At 44.6% G+C, this 16780-nt stretch carries 14 protein-coding genes and 2 pseudogenes; 13 read left to right on the top strand and 3 right to left on the bottom strand.

Going from position 1 to position 16780, the window contains the following annotated elements:
• Window positions 1-51 precede the first annotated feature (51 nt).
• From ACED46_RS08425 to ACED46_RS08415, 3 genes are all read left to right on the top strand, one after another.
• Complete coding sequence (locus ACED46_RS08425) at window positions 52-849, top strand: Cof-type HAD-IIB family hydrolase (protein ID WP_371721247.1); 798 nt, start codon at window positions 52-54, stop codon at window positions 847-849.
• A gap of 180 nt (window positions 850-1029) precedes the next feature.
• The gene (locus ACED46_RS08420; RefSeq protein WP_371721246.1) at window positions 1030-1677 is read left to right on the top strand and encodes a DsbA family oxidoreductase; all 648 of its coding nucleotides are present in this window, start codon (window positions 1030-1032) and stop codon (window positions 1675-1677) included.
• 34 nt (window positions 1678-1711) lie between these two features.
• On the top strand, window positions 1712-2905 hold the full coding sequence (locus tag ACED46_RS08415) for a winged helix-turn-helix domain-containing protein (protein WP_208775691.1): 1194 nt from the start codon (window positions 1712-1714) through the stop codon (window positions 2903-2905).
• A 28-nt stretch (window positions 2906-2933) separates the two neighbouring features.
• Here the strand turns inward: ACED46_RS08415 and ACED46_RS08410 are convergent, their stop codons facing one another.
• Window positions 2934-3791: a LysR substrate-binding domain-containing protein gene (locus ACED46_RS08410; RefSeq protein ID WP_371721245.1), complete on the bottom strand. Its 858-nt coding sequence runs from the start codon at window positions 3789-3791 to the stop codon at window positions 2934-2936.
• A gap of 106 nt (window positions 3792-3897) precedes the next feature.
• Here ACED46_RS08410 and ACED46_RS08405 point away from each other — a divergent pair, with 106 nt between their 5' ends.
• The 4 genes from ACED46_RS08405 (at window position 3898) to ACED46_RS08390 (ending at window position 8398) form a co-directional block, all read left to right on the top strand.
• Window positions 3898-4221, top strand: coding sequence for a putative quinol monooxygenase (locus ACED46_RS08405; protein ID WP_371721244.1), 324 nt, complete (start codon window positions 3898-3900; stop codon window positions 4219-4221).
• Window positions 4222-4224: 3 nt separating this feature from the next.
• On the top strand, window positions 4225-5199 hold the full coding sequence (locus ACED46_RS08400; RefSeq protein WP_371721243.1) for a Gfo/Idh/MocA family protein: 975 nt from the start codon (window positions 4225-4227) through the stop codon (window positions 5197-5199).
• Between the two features lie 197 nt (window positions 5200-5396).
• Window positions 5397-5735 carry a hypothetical protein gene (locus ACED46_RS08395; RefSeq protein ID WP_017060926.1) on the top strand — a complete coding sequence of 113 codons (339 nt, stop codon included), beginning with the start codon at window positions 5397-5399 and terminating at the stop codon, window positions 5733-5735.
• 431 nt (window positions 5736-6166) lie between these two features.
• Window positions 6167-8398 (top strand): hypothetical protein, encoded by a 2232-nt coding sequence (locus ACED46_RS08390; RefSeq protein WP_371721242.1) that lies wholly within the window; start codon window positions 6167-6169, stop codon window positions 8396-8398.
• Window positions 8399-8441: 43 nt separating this feature from the next.
• Here ACED46_RS08390 and ACED46_RS08385 read toward each other — a convergent pair whose 3' ends face one another.
• Together ACED46_RS08385 and ACED46_RS08380 are read right to left on the bottom strand one after the other, a co-directional pair.
• Window positions 8442-8903: a hypothetical protein gene (locus ACED46_RS08385; protein ID WP_017064007.1), complete on the bottom strand. Its 462-nt coding sequence runs from the start codon at window positions 8901-8903 to the stop codon at window positions 8442-8444.
• A 180-nt stretch (window positions 8904-9083) separates the two neighbouring features.
• Window positions 9084-9842, bottom strand: coding sequence for a DeoR/GlpR family DNA-binding transcription regulator (locus ACED46_RS08380; RefSeq protein ID WP_017072299.1), 759 nt, complete (start codon window positions 9840-9842; stop codon window positions 9084-9086).
• Window positions 9843-10122: 280 nt separating this feature from the next.
• On the opposite strand from ACED46_RS08380, the pseudogene ltnD reads away from it, so the two are divergent.
• From ltnD to ACED46_RS08350, 6 genes and pseudogenes are all read left to right on the top strand, one after another.
• Window positions 10123-11036 (top strand): annotated as a pseudogene (gene ltnD, locus ACED46_RS08375) (L-threonate dehydrogenase).
• Window positions 11037-11038: 2 nt separating this feature from the next.
• Window positions 11039-12295: a 3-oxo-tetronate kinase gene (gene otnK, locus ACED46_RS08370; protein WP_136977419.1), complete on the top strand. Its 1257-nt coding sequence runs from the start codon at window positions 11039-11041 to the stop codon at window positions 12293-12295.
• 11 nt (window positions 12296-12306) lie between these two features.
• Window positions 12307-12954 (top strand): aldolase, encoded by a 648-nt coding sequence (locus ACED46_RS08365; protein WP_171349682.1) that lies wholly within the window; start codon window positions 12307-12309, stop codon window positions 12952-12954.
• Entirely contained in the window at window positions 12954-13730 is a 777-nt protein-coding gene (gene otnI, locus ACED46_RS08360; protein WP_371721241.1) for a 2-oxo-tetronate isomerase, read from the top strand. Before ACED46_RS08365 ends, otnI begins: the two co-directional genes overlap by 1 nt.
• Window positions 13731-13908: 178 nt before the next feature.
• Window positions 13909-15363: a GntP family permease gene (locus ACED46_RS08355; RefSeq protein WP_371721240.1), complete on the top strand. Its 1455-nt coding sequence runs from the start codon at window positions 13909-13911 to the stop codon at window positions 15361-15363.
• Between the two features lie 113 nt (window positions 15364-15476).
• A pseudogene (locus ACED46_RS08350) lies at window positions 15477-16657 on the top strand (glycerate kinase).
• Window positions 16658-16780: the final 123 nt, after the last annotated feature.

The raw sequence follows: 16780 nt of genomic DNA, 5'->3' as shown, positions 1-16780 counted from the left end.
CCGTTACTCAAGATAACGAATGATCATAATCCAATAATAGGTACGCCCGACATGCCCCAACAAAATATCAAATTTATCGCGACTGATATGGATGGCACCTTACTCGATGAGCATGGAAAGCTCGACCCTGAGTTTTTCAATCTTTATGAGCGCTTAGAAGCGCAAGATATTATTTTTGCTGCCGCGTCTGGCCGCCAGTATTACAGCTTGCTAGAAACATTTTCCCCGCTTAAAGATCGCATGATGTTTATTGCTGAAAACGGCACATTAGTGATGCACAAAGGCCAAGAACTTTACAGCTGCTTGCTTGATACCGATGCCATTAAAGAGATCATTAAAGAAGCTCGAGCTATTGAAGACGCGCATGTGGTGCTATGCGGTAAGAAATCGGCATACATCGAAACCAAAGATGAGCGTGCTCTGGCGGAGATCTCTAAGTACTACCATCGCCGTGAGCAAGTAGAAGACTTACTGGCGGTAGAAGACGATTTCATCAAGGTGGCTATCTGTCACTTCGACGGTTCACAAGAGAAAGTGAACCCAACTATTGATGCCAAATTCGGTGAGAACTACCAAGTGGTTGTAAGCGCAAAAATTTGGTTAGATGTGATGAACGCTGAAGCGTCAAAAGGTGCGGCGATTAAACATCTACAGAACACATTAGGTTTCACTTACGAGCAGACCATGAGCTTTGGTGATTACCTAAATGACTTGGAAATGCTTAAAGAGAGCTACCACTCTTACGCGATGGAAAACGCGCATCCAAAGTTAAAAGAGATCGCGCGTTTTGGCGCGCCAAGTAACGTTGACGCGGGTGTGTTCCAAGTACTTGAGAAGTTGCTAGCGTAACGCTCTTAAGCTAGATTCGATTTTTATCAAAGCCAACTCGTGAAAATGAGTTGGCTTTTTTGTTGGCTGCTGTTGTATTGAGTTAAATTTGAACGAGTGTTCAGCTTGTTGTAGTCTAACCAGAAAGATGGGTATTCACTTTGAATTGGATACGCCTTAGTAACGATATTTGGAATGATTATGAGCAAGAAACTTCAACTTGATATTATTTCTGACGTAATGTGCCCGTGGTGCGTAGTCGGTTACAAAAACTTAGAGCTAGCCGTTGCGGAACTTGGTTTAGAAGACCAGATTGAACTTGAATGGCAGCCGTTTGAGCTTAACCCTGACATGCCGCAAGAGGGCGAAAACCTGCGTGCCCATATCATGAGAAAATACGGTTCTAGCGCAGAAGAGAGCCAACGTTCACGAGAACAGCTTTCGGCTCGCGGCCAAGCGGTTGGTTTCGATTTCAATTTCTATGACAGCATGAGAATGGTTAATTCCCGTCATCTGCATGTGCTGCTCGATTTTGCACTAGCGCACGGTAAACAGACTGAGTTAAAGCTACGCTTCTTTACCGCTCACTTCACAGAGCAAAAAGACCTGTCTGACCTTGAAGTCATTGCACAAGAACTTGAAGCGGTTGGCTTAGATTCAACGAAAGCGCTGAAACGCTTGAAGAACATCGACAACTTAAAGCAAATTGAAGCGCAAGAGTTTGAATGGCAACGCATGGGCATCTCAGCGGTTCCTACCGTGGTATTCAACCGCAAGAGTGCAGTGACAGGCGCGCAGACGGTAGAAACGTATAAGCAAATCCTTCAAGAGCTTATTGCTGAATCATAAGCCAGTCATTGGTATCAATTAGAGTCTGAATTTCATGGAATCACTTTCACTCGCTCAAGCGCAAAAAATTGTACTGCTTTCGCAAAAGTTACCGCCTAAAAAGCAACGTAATGGCGGCGCCTTGGCGAATACGCTGTCTGCGATTGAAAACCTTGGCTATGTGCAAATTGATACCATTTCCGTGATTCAGCGAGCCCACCATCATACGTTGTGGAATCGAAATCAAGACTACCAACTGAACCATCTTGATAAGCTGTTAGAGCGTCGAGAAGTGTTTGAGTATTGGTCGCATGCCGCCGCGTATTTACCCATTCGAGATTACCGCTTCAGCCTACATCGAAAGAATGGGTTTGCGAGCGGCAAGCTCAAGCATTGGTATAAAAAGGATGATGCATTGATGGCTCATGTTCTCAAACGTATTGAGAATGAAGGGCCGTTGATGGCGAAAGACTTTGAAGGGGATAGACCAAACCCCGGCGGATGGGGCGGTAAACCTGCCAAACAGGCGCTAGAAACTTTGTTTATGCAAGGTGACTTAATGGTGCCGAGCCGAGTGAACTTTCATAAGGTGTATGACCTAACCGAGCGAGTTCTACCGAGTGGAATTGATACCTCTGAGCCGACAGAACAAGAGTACATCGAGCATCTGATAACACGTTATTTAGAGGCTAACGGAGTTGGAATAGCGTCGGAAATGAGCTACCTACTCAAGAACACAAAGCCTTTGATTCAGAGAGCACTCCAACAGATGCTTGAAGATAAGCAGGTTCTGAAAGTAGATATTCAAGGCTCTGATTACTATGTCCTGCCAGGTGCTTTTGAACTGCTGAATCAACCTCTTTCCAGAACCAAGCTTAAGATACTGTCTCCGTTTGATAACCTGCTGATTCAACGAAAGCGAATGCAATCATTGTTCAACTTTGACTACCTCCTTGAATGCTATGTTCCAGAGGCCAAGCGTCAGTTTGGTTACTTTAGTTTGCCGATTCTGTGGCAAGGTAAGCTGGTGGCGCGAATGAATTGCAAGGTCGACAGGAAGACCCGTTTACTCAATATTCGTAACTTGGTTGTTGAAGACAGAGTTAAAACCCATGAGTCATTGATTTACGCTTTATGCGAAGAACTTAAACACTTCATGGTGTTCAATCAATGTGATGAGATGATCGTTCACAACACCACGCCTTCTGATCTTGGCAAGCGCTTGATGAGCCATTGGCAAACAGTCTAGCGGTCTTTGTTGTTTAGAAAGCGGTTAGTTACTCAGAAAGAGCGGCTAATAAAAATTCGACAAAAGTTCGGTTCTTTAAAGAAAGTTGCTTAGTTTTGTAGAGCAAGTGAATCGGCTTTGGTAACGGCGCCATGCCGGGCAAGATCTCCAACAGCGCTCCACGTTTAATCTCTTCGGCGACTAAGATTGTCGGTTGCAACAACACGCCCACACCTTGTAGGGCGGCATATCGCAACACATCACCATTATTCGACATCAAGCGCACACGCTCTTTATTCGGTGTGGCGTGAGGGGCTTGGCTGCTGTAACTGAATCCAAGCGATGGGTGCTGCGCCAAGTCTTCTAGTACTCTGATTTCAGCATGTTTGTTTAGGTAAGCGGGCGCGGCGCAATAACACATCTCATAATCCCCTAAATACCTTGCGACCAAACTTGAATCGGACAGGTCACCAATACGCACAATCAAATCAATATCTGAAGAGTAAGGATCAACAAGGTCATTATTCAACATCAAATCAACGTTAATGGTTGGGTGATGTGCGAGAAACTTAGCTACGATTGGAGCGAGTACTTTGTTCCCATAGGTGACAGGGCAGTTTATTTTTACGGTGCCTTGCGGTTGATTTTCCAAGGTTTGAATGAGGTTTTCAGCATTGCTGATGTCTTCGAGAATTCGCTTACATTCTCGATAATAAAGCTGCCCTGAATCGGTTAACGATTGCTTACGCGTGGTGCGGTGGATCAGCTGAGAGTTCAAACTGGTTTCTAAGGAATGGACATGCTTACTGATCATGGTCGCCGACAGGTTGAAGTGGTTTGCGGCGCTACGAAAGCTGCCCTGTTCCACTACGTAGACGAAGACTTTCATGCTGGTTAACTTATCCATTGAACACTCTTGGTTGATAAACAATAAACAAAAGGTGAGTTTATCAATTATTAGGGGTTAATTATATTAATGGCAAACCGATAATTAACTAAAATAAGAGCGTGAAATGCCTCAAATGAATGAAACCATCTTTGTCACTGCCGAACTGAAGATCAAAACTAACATAGAGCGAGCTGCTGCGATCGAAGCCATCGAACAGTTTTGTTTAGACATGCAAAGCGAACCGGGCTGCCTACAAGCAATTGCAACCTATGATCAAAGCCAAAGCGATCGTGTGATCTTGCTTGAGCAATACGTAAACCGCGAGGCGATCAATCAGCACTTTGTGATGCCTCATACCCAAGCGTTTATTGAGCGTGATATTACCGAGTTGGTTCAAGCATTCGAAACGCAACGTGGGCCTATCAAAGCACAAGAGCAGGAGATCTAAGACATGAAATGGGGAATCCTAGGAGCCAGCTTTATCTCAGGCGTAATGGCGGATGCGATTAAAGGCGATGCTCAAAGTGAGCTGTATGCTGTTGCTGGACGCACAGAGAAAACACTCAATGAGTTTGCTGCCCAATACCAGCCAACACGAACCTTCAACAACTATGAAGCCTTGCTTGAAGATGAGTCGGTCGACATTATCTACATTGCTCTACCAAACCACGTTCATCATGAGTATGTGATTAAAGCGGCTCAAAAAGGCAAAGCGATCTTGTGTGAGAAGTCTTTGTCGGTAGATATGGAAAAAACCGAGCAAGCTTTACTAGCCGTGAAAGAAGCGGGCGTATTCTTTGCTGAAGGTTTGATGTATTTAAACCATCCACTTATCACCAAGCTTCATCAAGAACTGGCAACTGGTGAGATCGGCGAAGTGCGCTCAATTCAAGGTTCCTACGTTGCGGCGATTGATCAGTTCGTGAACCCAGCAAGCAAAGGCGCGTTGTACAACCTAGGTTGTTATCCAATGTCGCTGGTTCATTCTGTTGCGCAGCAGCAATTTGGCGAGAGCGTGTTCGATGATGTGCAGATCTCAGCAATCAGCCGACGAGGCCAAGATGGCAATATCTGTGAATCATCGGCAATGATGCGTTTCAACGAGCGTTTTACCGCGCAAATCCACACCGCAGAAGACCACGGCTTAAAGCATGGTTTTACGATTCTAGGTAGCAAAGGCTGCATCACACTCGACACCAACCCATGGCTACCGACCGAAGAAAATACGTGTACGGTAGAGATCTATGAAACGTCGAAACGTGAAGTGAAAGTCGAAGCGCAAGGCGATGGCTTCCATTATCAAGTGCGTAATATTCGCCAAGCGGTTGAGCGAGGTGACACACAACTTGCTGCGCCAATGGCAACTCATCAAGACTCTCGCGTAATCATGAAGTTACTGGTTGATTGGGAACAAGCGGCGAGCTAAGATCTTCGTAAATTCTATATTCGCCTCATGTTTGATCGCCTAGTAAGCGATCAAGCATGAGACGTTTCCTCTATATCTTCTAGTCGTCTCTCCCAATAAATACTTTGCATTTGAAACCGCCACAGTGTCCAATGTCAGGTAGTACAAAACTGACCAAAAAACCTTATTTTTAAGGTGTTAAATAGGACCTTTACCGCATGCGTAAATCAGATAAGAAAATCGAGAATCAAATCAGAGACGTGTTAACTGACGTTTGTGAAGACACGCTGAAAGGCTTCGATGGTTTTTTGTGGGTGACTCACTCGGTCAACTTTTCCTCTTTTCCGCAAAGTTTGAAAATTGTCTGTGTATTCGATACCAATCAGGATAGAACGAACTTCTTAAGTGGCGAAGGTCAACAGAGTGTCTCAGGGGCTATTCAACAAGCGTTCAATCAAGTTGGAATTCAACTGAAGAATATCGATAAGCATGTTAGCTACGATACGCAAGAAAATTGCGATCGCGACCATCAAGGGAAGTGGAACAAGAGGCTTTAAGGAGCGTTGTCATCGTTCTTGTTTAGACAGCCTATCCAAATTGAGTTTCAATAGTGTGGCGCTCAAACTGAGATTCGATACAGCAAATCCAAGTCCTATTCTGAGTTCTAGGCTCTGATAACTTCTCATCTTCCAAACCGTATTATTCTCATTTTGAGAAAATCTGAGCTGATTTCTCGTTAGCCGGAGATACTTGGTTTCCAAATAAAATTAAAATCACAAAAACTTATATTTTCCTTAATGCATTGATTTTGAATCGGCATTTGCTCGTTTTACTTGCCACCGATGAAACAAGACAGACGAGCACTTGAACAATAGAGCCATGTAGTCGATACTTTTTTCGTATTTTGATTCCTAAATTGACACGTAAGTTGGCTGACTTTTCGTTTTGTGATTTAAGGCATGACAGTATCGATTAGGAAATTTGAATCATGAAAACCTACATTTCTGGGCTGCTCGCACTCATACCGTCATGTTTAATCGCTGGTTACGCTTTTGCTGTTGGTACAGCGGTTGTGCTGCCAGGGCAACATGAAGTTGGTGTTGATCTTTTGGGCTCCCCACTATCTACGAATGCCGTCATTGATTGGGAAATTTCCAACAGTGATATTGTGTTCGGAGCTTATGCCGACAAAGCCGACAATGAGCGGGCCACGACAATTGGTTATATGTACAACCAAGTCATGGCGATGAACTCGGGTTGGTTGGAGAACGATCTCCGTAACCAAGCTGAGTTAGAAGGCCTCAATTTCGAAGACTATTTCCTGCACTTTTCTGAAGATACTGTCATTGCCGAAGTTGATAAAACTCATGGCGAAAAGACCCTTTTAAACCGAAAACCTATGATCTTGAGTTATACAGCCAGTGAAGACCATGCTGGTTTTTGGTTGTATCAAGAGCCTCCGTGGGATGCCGATGTGTTTGAGAATTTCGAACAGGGTGGGGCTTTGTATGTCTATCATGCTGAACAGTTCGAACGGCTGACCTTTAAGTTCTCACAGTTTGCTGGCAGCGGTGAATTTTGGATTGAATACCCAACTGCTATTGATTCTCAGGGTAGGGTTTCACAATGGGAAAGGCTTGATGTAAAGAAAGACAAAACGCTCAATATGACCAAAAACCAATCGGTGATTTGGAACCTTCCGGATAACTGGTTAAGAGCTACAACTCATGATGGGAGCGGTGCGAGTTATGGCGGCGGCCAGTATTTTGGTTCAACCTTTTTGAGAGATGGTGGGCGCTTATACGTTGTGAGAGTTCGTTGGCAAAGTGAGAATGCCGACGACAGGCCGCGTTTAAAAGAAGTAAAACTCAAAAACAGTTTTCCAACCGTCAAGTTAACCGATGCTCCGACTTCAACCCCGGACGGCAATGCTATCAGCCAATGGCGAAAAATCCGTGGTTTTGATGTGTCTGCAGATCTAGATGGTGATAACTACTTGTCGCCAAGCGAGTATCGAAATCGAACCAATAAGAACGCGACAGCACGTTTTCGTTGGGAATCAAGAGTGGTGCCATTTGGTCGAATGTGGAGCGCTAACTCATCTTGGTCGCTAACGAACGTCGCAAACGCGGATTATCTATCTGCTATTCATCGCTACTACAAGCAAAGCTGGGCAAGACAAGGTTTGAATGGTGCGTACAACGACGACACAAATAAACTCATTGGCTCGAACCAGTTCTATGTTCACTCTGGCGGGCATGTTCAAGAGTTAGGAGCTGTTGCGGGTTCGAATCAAGCGGATGATCTCTACAAGCAACAATTTTCAGCGTTTCTCAAAAATCTTTCTGCTTTAGAAAGTGATGCGTCGATTGGGTTGAATATCGGAACCGCGAACTTACTGGGTCGAAATGGACAGTCTCATCTTAGCGAGGCGGGCTCTCTGTATTTACGCGAGCACTACATTTTTCCGTCTACTGGGTTTAGTGGTTACTCGGGGATCTCAAAATTCTGGGATAATTCTGCGCTCGCCTACAATGGGCAAAGTGTTATTTTTCAGGCGACAACGCGTTATGGGCGAGTTCAGTATCTTGGAAATAGTGAAGATAATTGGAAGCAAGACCAATACTCGACCCTAGCGATCTACCACCTCAATCGACACGCTCAACATAGCTACTTTAATCAGTGGAACAATGGTTACGTCTATGGAAGTGGCAATACGACGGCTGACACTTTCTGGCAAAGTGGTGTCCCTAAAAACATCGCCTACCAACCCAGTTCGTTATTGGCCGTTGACTTGGGAGAGCCGAGTCATCAAATCCCACATGGCTTTGCGCCGATTCCTTTGATGCTTTCGACAACGACACCTCAGCCTGCTGACTACACCATCGTTGGCGATTCCTCGATGAACGAAATGGTGCATGCTGATCTGCCCAATGGTATCACTCACGTTCTACCGACGTTCACGTACTTTATGTATCAATCTGAAAATCAGGTGGTTGCTGGTGGCCCTGAGGACATGGTGTTAGCGAGAGAGTTCAGCAATGGTCGTGTGTTGTATCGCGCGGATTTCCACGGTAAGAATCCGAGCTTTTATGACGCGGCAAAACTCACCATCGCGCTGGATGTTCCAATGAAACCTGTTGATGCTAACGGTAACGTTGGTGACTATGTGAGTGAAATAGAAATTGGCGGTTATGAAGGGCTGTTCTTACTTTATTAGAACTAATGCGAGTGAGCACTCTCGAACCAGAGCAGACTAGAGCTTAGGTTCGGGATATGAGCTTATTCTTTTTACACTGCTTAAATTCTTTGGCGATCCACGATTGCTCGTTTAAACCATTGTCGATTAGAGCAAAAAGGTAGCCATCGACTTTGCCTGAAGCCGCAGGATATTCTTGAAAAGCGTGCTTAGGGTAGCCGGGGTAATCCATCTCGTATTGAGCGTCTAACTGCTTACCGAGTTGACGCCATTTTACGAATAACTCCGAAGAAGACGTCTCAACCTTATATTGGCCTAAAATGCGTTGGTGATGGGTTAACGCCACTTTAGCGCAGTGGTTGGTCTGTACGACTTTTTGTATCAACTCAACTTGTTCTTCACTCATGGTTTTCGCCAGTACATTCTCTTGTTCGATACGCGCCATTCGCTCACCAAACGTTTCAGCATGGATGGGAAACACAAAAGTAAGCGGTAAAGCCAATACCAAAAGACGCTTGTAGAACATAACCAAACTCGTTAGAAGGATTCGCGGCTATTATGCCGCCCGCCGCCAATATTATTAATGAATATAAACGCTTAATTGTAAGAATTATTTTTATCGAGTAGATAAACAGATGATTTTGGAGTGGTGGTATTCAGGTTCTGAATGTTTGGTTGGTGAGCCTGAAATTTGATGAGGGATCCGTTACGAATTAATGACCTTGATGCCTTTGTCTTGAAGCTCATCAATCACACTACTCGAAAGATCAATGTCGGTGATCACGCCATCAAGCGCACTTAAATCTAAGGCGTGGAAAGTAGCGATACGTCCGTATTTGGTTGAGTCTGAAATCAGATAGTTTGAATGAGCTGCTTGAACAATGGCTTGTTTGACTAATACCTTATTTTCACAAGGTGTCGAGAGCCCTTTTAGATTCCAAGATGAAGAAGAGATAAACGCAATATCAATATTCATCCCTGCCAAGAACTCAGCTACTTTTCCCCCAATACTCGATTGATTTTCACGGTCAATCTTGCCACCAGTATGGTAAATCTCAGATTGTGTGCTGTTCATTAGGTATGCGGCAATCGCGAAGTCATTGGTGATGATAAGCAGATCATCTCGCCCTGCAAGTTGGTGAGCGATCTCCAAAGAGGTTGTTCCAGCGTCTAAGTAGATAGTCGAATACTCAGGAACCAATTGAGCAGCTAGTTGACCTATTTGAGCTTTTTCGCTTGCTTGCTGTTCTACCTTGATGTCGTGTGACAATTCGCTGTGAAGTGCTTTAGTCAGCTGAACGCCACCCGAAACTGAAATCACTTTCCCTGATGTCTCTAGCTTTACGATATCTCGACGAATAGTCATATGAGACACCTCTAAGTGCTCAACAAGCTCAGAAATACTGATCACTTCTTGGTGTGATAATAGTGACAAAATGGTTCTCTGACGTTCCGCTGGAATCATGATTCTTCTTCTATGTTCTTATTTTTCATCATCCTATCAATCTTTGGTTGTTTTGTGAATATCTGTGAATATCTGTTGTGAAATAGCAATTAGAACTGTGATTGCTGCCGAAATTACCCTTATCTAATGCCTCTAAAGGGTTAAATTACTCATTAATGTTAATTTTTGTTAAATGTGTGACTTGTCACTAAGTCGCATTCGATTGCTTCACATATAATCACAAACATAAACAAGAATTAACAAATCTAGAATTCAATAATTACGTGAAAGGCATCTTGCTATGAAAGAAGTTCAATCTGTTGGTGTTATCGGTTTAGGTTCTATGGGCATGGGCGCAGCGAAGTCATGCGTGCGTGCAGGCCTTGATGTATATGGTTTCGATTTGAATCCGCAAGCGATTGAAAACTTGGGTGAATATGGCGCAAAAGCGGTCTCTACAAGCGCGGTTGAGTTTGCCGACAAACTTGATTCAGTTTTGGTATTGGTTGTGAATGCAGCTCAAGTTAACACGGTACTGTTTAAGACTGGTCTTGCGGCGGCACTGAGACCTAACACGCCAGTTATGGTCTCGGCAACGATCTCAGCAGAAGACGCGAAAAAATCGAAGCTCAGCTTGCTGAACATGATCTTGTGATGCTGGATGCGCCAGTGTCCGGCGGTGCAGTAAAAGCAGAAGCGGGTGAAATGACGATTATGGCTTCAGGTGCGGTGACCACATTTGAAGCACTGGCTCCGGTACTTGATGCAACTGCAGCTAAAGTCTACAACATCGGCGAGACCATTGGCCTTGGTGCGACCGTTAAGATTATCCACCAGTTACTAGCAGGTGTTCATATTGCTGCGGGCGCTGAAGCGATGGCACTAGCCGCACGCGCAAACATTCCGCTTGATTTGATGTACGACGTTGTTACGAATGCAGCGGGCAACTCTTGGATGTTCGAGAACCGCATGAAGCACGTAGTCGATGGTGATTACTCTCCAAAATCTATGGTTGATATCTTTGTGAAGGATTTGAACTTGGTATCAGATACCGCTCAAAACCTGAAATTCCCACTCCCATTATCAAGTGCTGCACTGAACATGTTCGTTAGCGCGAGTAATGCTGGATTTGGTCAAGAAGACGACAGTGCAGTGATAAAAGTCTTCCAAGGTATTGACCTGCCGGGTGTAAACACGTCAAAGGCGGAGAAATAATCATGTTATTAGGTGTTATTGCAGACGACTTTACAGGTGCAACAGACATTGCTGGTTTCTTGGTTGAAAACGGTATGCGCACTGTTCAACTGAATGGGATTCCAACGGGAGAGTTTGACACATCAGCAGATGCTGTGGTGATCAGCCTTAAATCTCGCTCTTGCCCAGTTGACCAAGCGGTGACGGATTCGGTTACTGCGCTTAAATGGCTTCAATCTCAAGGTTGCCAACAGTTTTACTTTAAATACTGCTCAACGTTCGACAGTACCGCTGAGGGCAATATTGGTCCCGTAACAGATGCACTTTTGGCGGAACTTGGAGAATCTTTCACTATGGTTTGCCCTGCATTGCCAGTAAATGGTCGCACGGTTTACAACGGTCACTTGTTTGTTTTTGGTGAGTTGCTCAGTGATTCAGGTATGCGTAATCACCCTGTTACACCAATGACGGATTCAAGTGTGGTTCGAATGATGGACGCACAATCAGAAGGTGTTTCCGGTTTAGTTAACTTTCAAACGATTGAACAGGGCGCTGATGCGGTTACCGCTCGTTTTAACGAACTCAAAGCTCAAGGTAGTCGCTACGCCGTGGTAGACGCATTTAATGCAGAGCACTTGGTGACGTTAGGTCAAGCGGCTAAATCTCTGAAACTAATCACAGGTGGCTCAGGCCTAGCTGCTGGTATCGCTAAAAATTGGACAGGACATCTTGCTGACCAAAGTGATGCAAAACATGCCGGCAGCCCAGTCAAAGCACCAACCGTTGTGTTCTCTGGTTCTTGTTCAGTGATGACTAACCAACAAGTTGCGGTATACAAGCAGCTTGCTCCTCACTTTGCTATCGATGTGAAGGCTTGCTTAACCAATGATCAATACGCCAATGATGTGTTCGATTGGGTGATGACCAATAACCAAGGCGAGTTTGCTCCTTTGGTTTATGCAACCGCAGATGCCGCCGCACTGAAAGCCATTCAAGAAGAATACGGCGCACAAGCTTCAAGCCACGTCGTTGAACAGTTTTTTAGTCAACTCGCTATCAAACTGCACCAACATGGTGTGAAAAACTTCATTGTTGCTGGTGGTGAAACATCAGGCGTAGTGACGCAAAGTCTAGCCGTGAAAGGTTTTCATATTGGCCCTCAAATCGCACCAGGTGTGCCTTGGGTTAAATCGGTCGAAGGTGAGCTATCACTAGCGCTAAAATCGGGCAATTTTGGTGATAAAAACTTCTTCGCTAAAGCTCAATCATTCTTTTCATAAGCGAGATTCAAATGAGTAAAGTTTTGATGAACGAGCAGCAGTTAAGAGAGCAAATGGTCACGCTCGCTCGTTCAATGTTCGAACGAGGTTACGCCACTGGTGGTGCAGGTAACCTGTCTATCAAATTACCTAATGGGCATTTTCTAGCAACACCAACAGGCTCTTCATTTGGTCGCCTTGTCGCTGAGGAATTGTCGGTTGTTGATATCGATGGCAACCACATCTCAGGTAAGAAGCCTTCTAAAGAAGCGGCATTCCACTTAGCGATTTATAGAAATAATGCAGAATGCAATGCGATTGTTCATTTGCATTCTACTTACCTTACCGCGTTGTCTTGCCTTGAAGGGTTGGATCGTAATAACGCGATTAAGGCTTTCACACCGTATTTCGTGATGCGAATTGGTGAGTTACCAGTGATTCCTTACCTACGTCCGGGTGACCCACAAATCGCTGAAGAGTTGGCAAAACGAGCAGGTGATTATCGAGCATTTTTGTTAGCAAACCACGGCCCAGTAGTAACAGGCACTGACTTTGTTGATGCCGTTGATAACGCTGAAGAGCTAGAAGAGACCGCCAAATTAGCATTCTTATTGAAAGGGAATGATATCCGTTACCTAACGGACGAAGAAGTGATGGATTTAAAAGGGAGAGGCAAATAATGGCTAAGTTCGCAGCAAACTTAACGATGTTATTCACAGAAGTACCATTTCTAGAGCGTTTTGAAAAAGCACACCAAGCCGGTTTCAAAGCTGTTGAATACCTATTCCCTTATGCATTTGAGGCCGAAGAGCTTGCAGCAAAAATGCAGAGATTTGGTTTTGAGCAGGCGCTTTTTAACATGCCTCCAGGTAATTGGGATGCGGGTGAGCGTGGTTTTGCCGCTATTCCAGATCGTGAAGAGGAATTTAAAGCTAGTGTTGATACGGCGCTTATGTACGCGACTGCTCTGGGCTGTAAAAAAGTCCATGCAATGTCAGGCATATTGAATGAGAACTTTACTAAGCAACAACACGTTGAAACCTTCATCTCAAACATTCGTTTTGCGGCTGATAAGTTTGCTGAGCAAGGCATCGAATTGATGATTGAACCTCTTAATAGCCGTGATGTTCCGAACTATTTTGTGGCGCATCAACGTGAAGCTGTCGAACTGATTAAGTTGGTCGATAGACCAAATGTGAAACTTCAACTCGACCTTTATCACGCGCAAATCATGGATGGTGATTTAAGTACTTTGATTCGTGAAGTTGCTGCTTATACCGGTCATATCCAAATTGCTTCTGTACCAGAGAGGCATGAACCATCGGAAGGCGAACTGAACTACCCACATTTATCTAGTGTTTTGGATGATTCAGGTTACCAAGGTTGGATTGGCTGTGAATATAACCCAAGAAGCACGACAGAAGAGGGGCTTAGCTGGGTAAAAAGTTATTTATAGCGCGGTGTGAATGGCGTTTATATGTAACGAATCATAAAAGTAAAAACTGATTTAGATAACACGGCTTACAGGTAAGCCAACACATAACGATAAAGTGCAATGGGTGACCCGGTATCACCCATATGCACCACCCTACAAATTTTCTAAAAATGAAGAAAGAGACAAAAGGAATATAAAAATGGATGGAGCACTGATAGGCATCGTAATTGGCATTTTAGCCATGATGGGCATAATCATTAAAACAAGAATCCCAGTGGCGCTTGCGATGATTATTGCAAGTATCATCATGGGGCTATTCGCTGGTATGGCACCAACAGAGCTGATCAACGCAATTAAAGCCGGCTTTGGTGGCGTGCTTGGTGGTATTGGTTTGATTATCGCGTTCGGCGTTATCATGGGCGCGTGTTTCGAGCGTTCTGGTGCGGCTGTTAGAATGGCAAAAACGTTTGTAAAGCTGTGTGGTAAAGGTCGTGAAGACTTAGCACTAGGTTTTACAGGTGTACTTGTCGCTATCCCAGTTTTCTGTGACTCTGCGTACATTATTTTACACTCACTTGTTCGCGCAATTTCACGTGACACAGGTAAATCAGCGGTTGGCTTAGGTGTGACTCTGGCGCTTGGCCTACTGATCACTCATGCGCTTGTGCCACCAACACCGGGTCCAGTTGCTGTGGCTGGAATTCTGGGTGTAGATCTAGGTGAATACATGTTATGGGGTTTGATGGTTTCTATCCCTATGATGCTTCTTTCTATGATTTATATTCGCCGAGTAGGTAACGAGTACTACCGCGTACCAAACGGTGAGACATGGATTACTAACCAAGCTGATTGGGCAAACCTTGAGAAAGTAAAAGAAACAGATGACAGAGAGCTACCAAGTAACTTTTTATCATTCGGTCCAATTCTGCTGCCAATCGCATTCATCCTAATCAACACGCTTGTTGGTCAAGGTGACACTGCAATGCACAACGTTATTTCGTTGATTGGTAACCCAGTGGTTGCTGTTGGTATCGGTGTTCTTATGGCGCTATACGGTCTTACTCGTCATATTGAGCGCAAAGACATGGTTAGCTCTATGGATGATGCTCTGTCTACTACAGGTCTAATTCTTGTGGTAACTGGCTGTGGTGGCGCAATGGGTGCAGTACTTAAAGCATCAGGTGCTGGCCCTCAAGTAGCCGAAGCTATCGCGAGCAGCGGTATTCCACCTCTACTTGTACCACTAGCAATTGCTTCAATGCTTCGTCTAATCCAAGGTTCAGCAACGGCATCAATGATGGTTGCAGCAACGATGACGCTGCCATTGGTTGAAACGTTAGGTCTAGACCCAGTATTCGTAGCACTTGCATGTGCGGTAGGTTCGGTTGGCTTCTCTCATTTGAACGATTCATACTTCCACATCATTAACCGTACGTTAGGTATTACTGAACTTGCTGACCAAATTAAGATCTGGTCTGTGTCTTCAACTATCGCATGGGCGATTGGTGCAAGCATCATCATGATTCTAAACTTAGTGTTTGGTAAAGGCGGTACGTTGATCGACCCACTGATTCCAATTGCGGTTCTAGGTGCTGTATTCGTGTGGCTAAAAAGCAAAGAGAAATCACAAGTAAAGACAGCCGTTACTAACTAATACTACTTACCTTTATATACTGCCCCTATTAAGTGATTAGCTTGCTGATCTTCAATAGGGGCATTTTTGGATCGGGCACTCATCAAAATTACTAATCTTTTGGATCTCTCAGTATGAAAATTGTTATTGCACCAGACTCGTTTAAAGAATCTTTATCGGCTGTATCTGTGGCGGCGTGTATTGAAAAGGGCTTTCGTGAAATCTTCCCAGACGCTGAATACGTGACCTTGCCTTTAGCCGATGGAGGTGAAGGTACGGTTGATGTGTTGCTGCAAGGTTTAGTGGGGCAGAAGCGAACACATCGAGTTGAAGGGCCGTTGGGCGCATTGGTTAATGTTGAATGGGCGATGCTTGAGCCATCCGATAGCAACCCGAACAAAACGGCATTGATTGAAATAGCTGCTACATCGGGTTTGGACTTGTTGAAACCAGAGCAGCGTGATCCATTGATTGCTTCTTCATTCGGAACGGGGCAATTGATTTTGGAGGCGATAGAGCAGGGCGCTCAAACGATTATTCTTGGATTGGGTGTGGGTGGCAGTGCAACTAATGATGGCGGTGCAGGTATTGTTCAAGCATTAGGTGGGACACTGTTAGATAATGCAGGGCAAGAGCTTAACCGAGGTGGCGTTGCACTAGCTGATTTATCATCGATTGATCTTACTGGTTTAGATTCACGCTATGCTGATATCGAGTTAATTGTGGCGTGCGATGTCGATAATCCGTTGTGTGGTGATAACGGTGCTAGCCATATATTCGGCCCACAAAAAGGCGCAAGCCCAGAACAAGTTGTGATGCTTGATAAGGCGCTTGAGAATTTTGCTCAACTCAAGTAGTTGAATCGCAAGGTTGTGTTCGTGGGGATGATCCCGTTCACAAGCGTACTGGTTATGGCGCGGCTGGTGGTGCTCCAATGGGGCTTGGTTTGTTGTTTAACATGCAGATTAAACCGGGTATTGAGATGGTGCTTGATGTTTTGCAAGCCGATGAAGTATTGAAAGGCGCAGATTTTGTGATTACCGGTGAAGGGCAAATGGACAATCAAACTCTGCAAGGAAAGACGCCTTATGGCATTGCCAAACGTGCGAGCTTACAAGGCATTCCGACCATAGGGATTGCAGGTTCTTTAGGTACAGAAGTCGAAGCCTTATATGGTGAAATGAACAGCTTGTTTGGTACAGTGCGCTCTCCTCAGTCACTCGAGCAAGTACTGCGAGAAGCTGAATTGAACCTAACCAGAACGGCGAGGAACATTGCCTCAACTCTGAGGTTAGGCCATGCCATTTTTAAATAAACCGAAGTTATACATAGGCTTATTCGCAGTGAAGTTCAATAGGTTTCATAGATAACAACGATAAATATAAACGATTATATTTTCTGCCAACTCAGGTCTATTCTTTATCCATATTGTTTTAGT

The organism is Vibrio sp. 1S139, assembly GCF_041439475.1.
Lineage (GTDB): Bacteria > Pseudomonadota > Gammaproteobacteria > Enterobacterales > Vibrionaceae > Vibrio > Vibrio crassostreae_C.
Note: the sequence above shows the minus strand (reverse complement) of the source record. Positions and strands in the feature narration are given on the sequence as shown.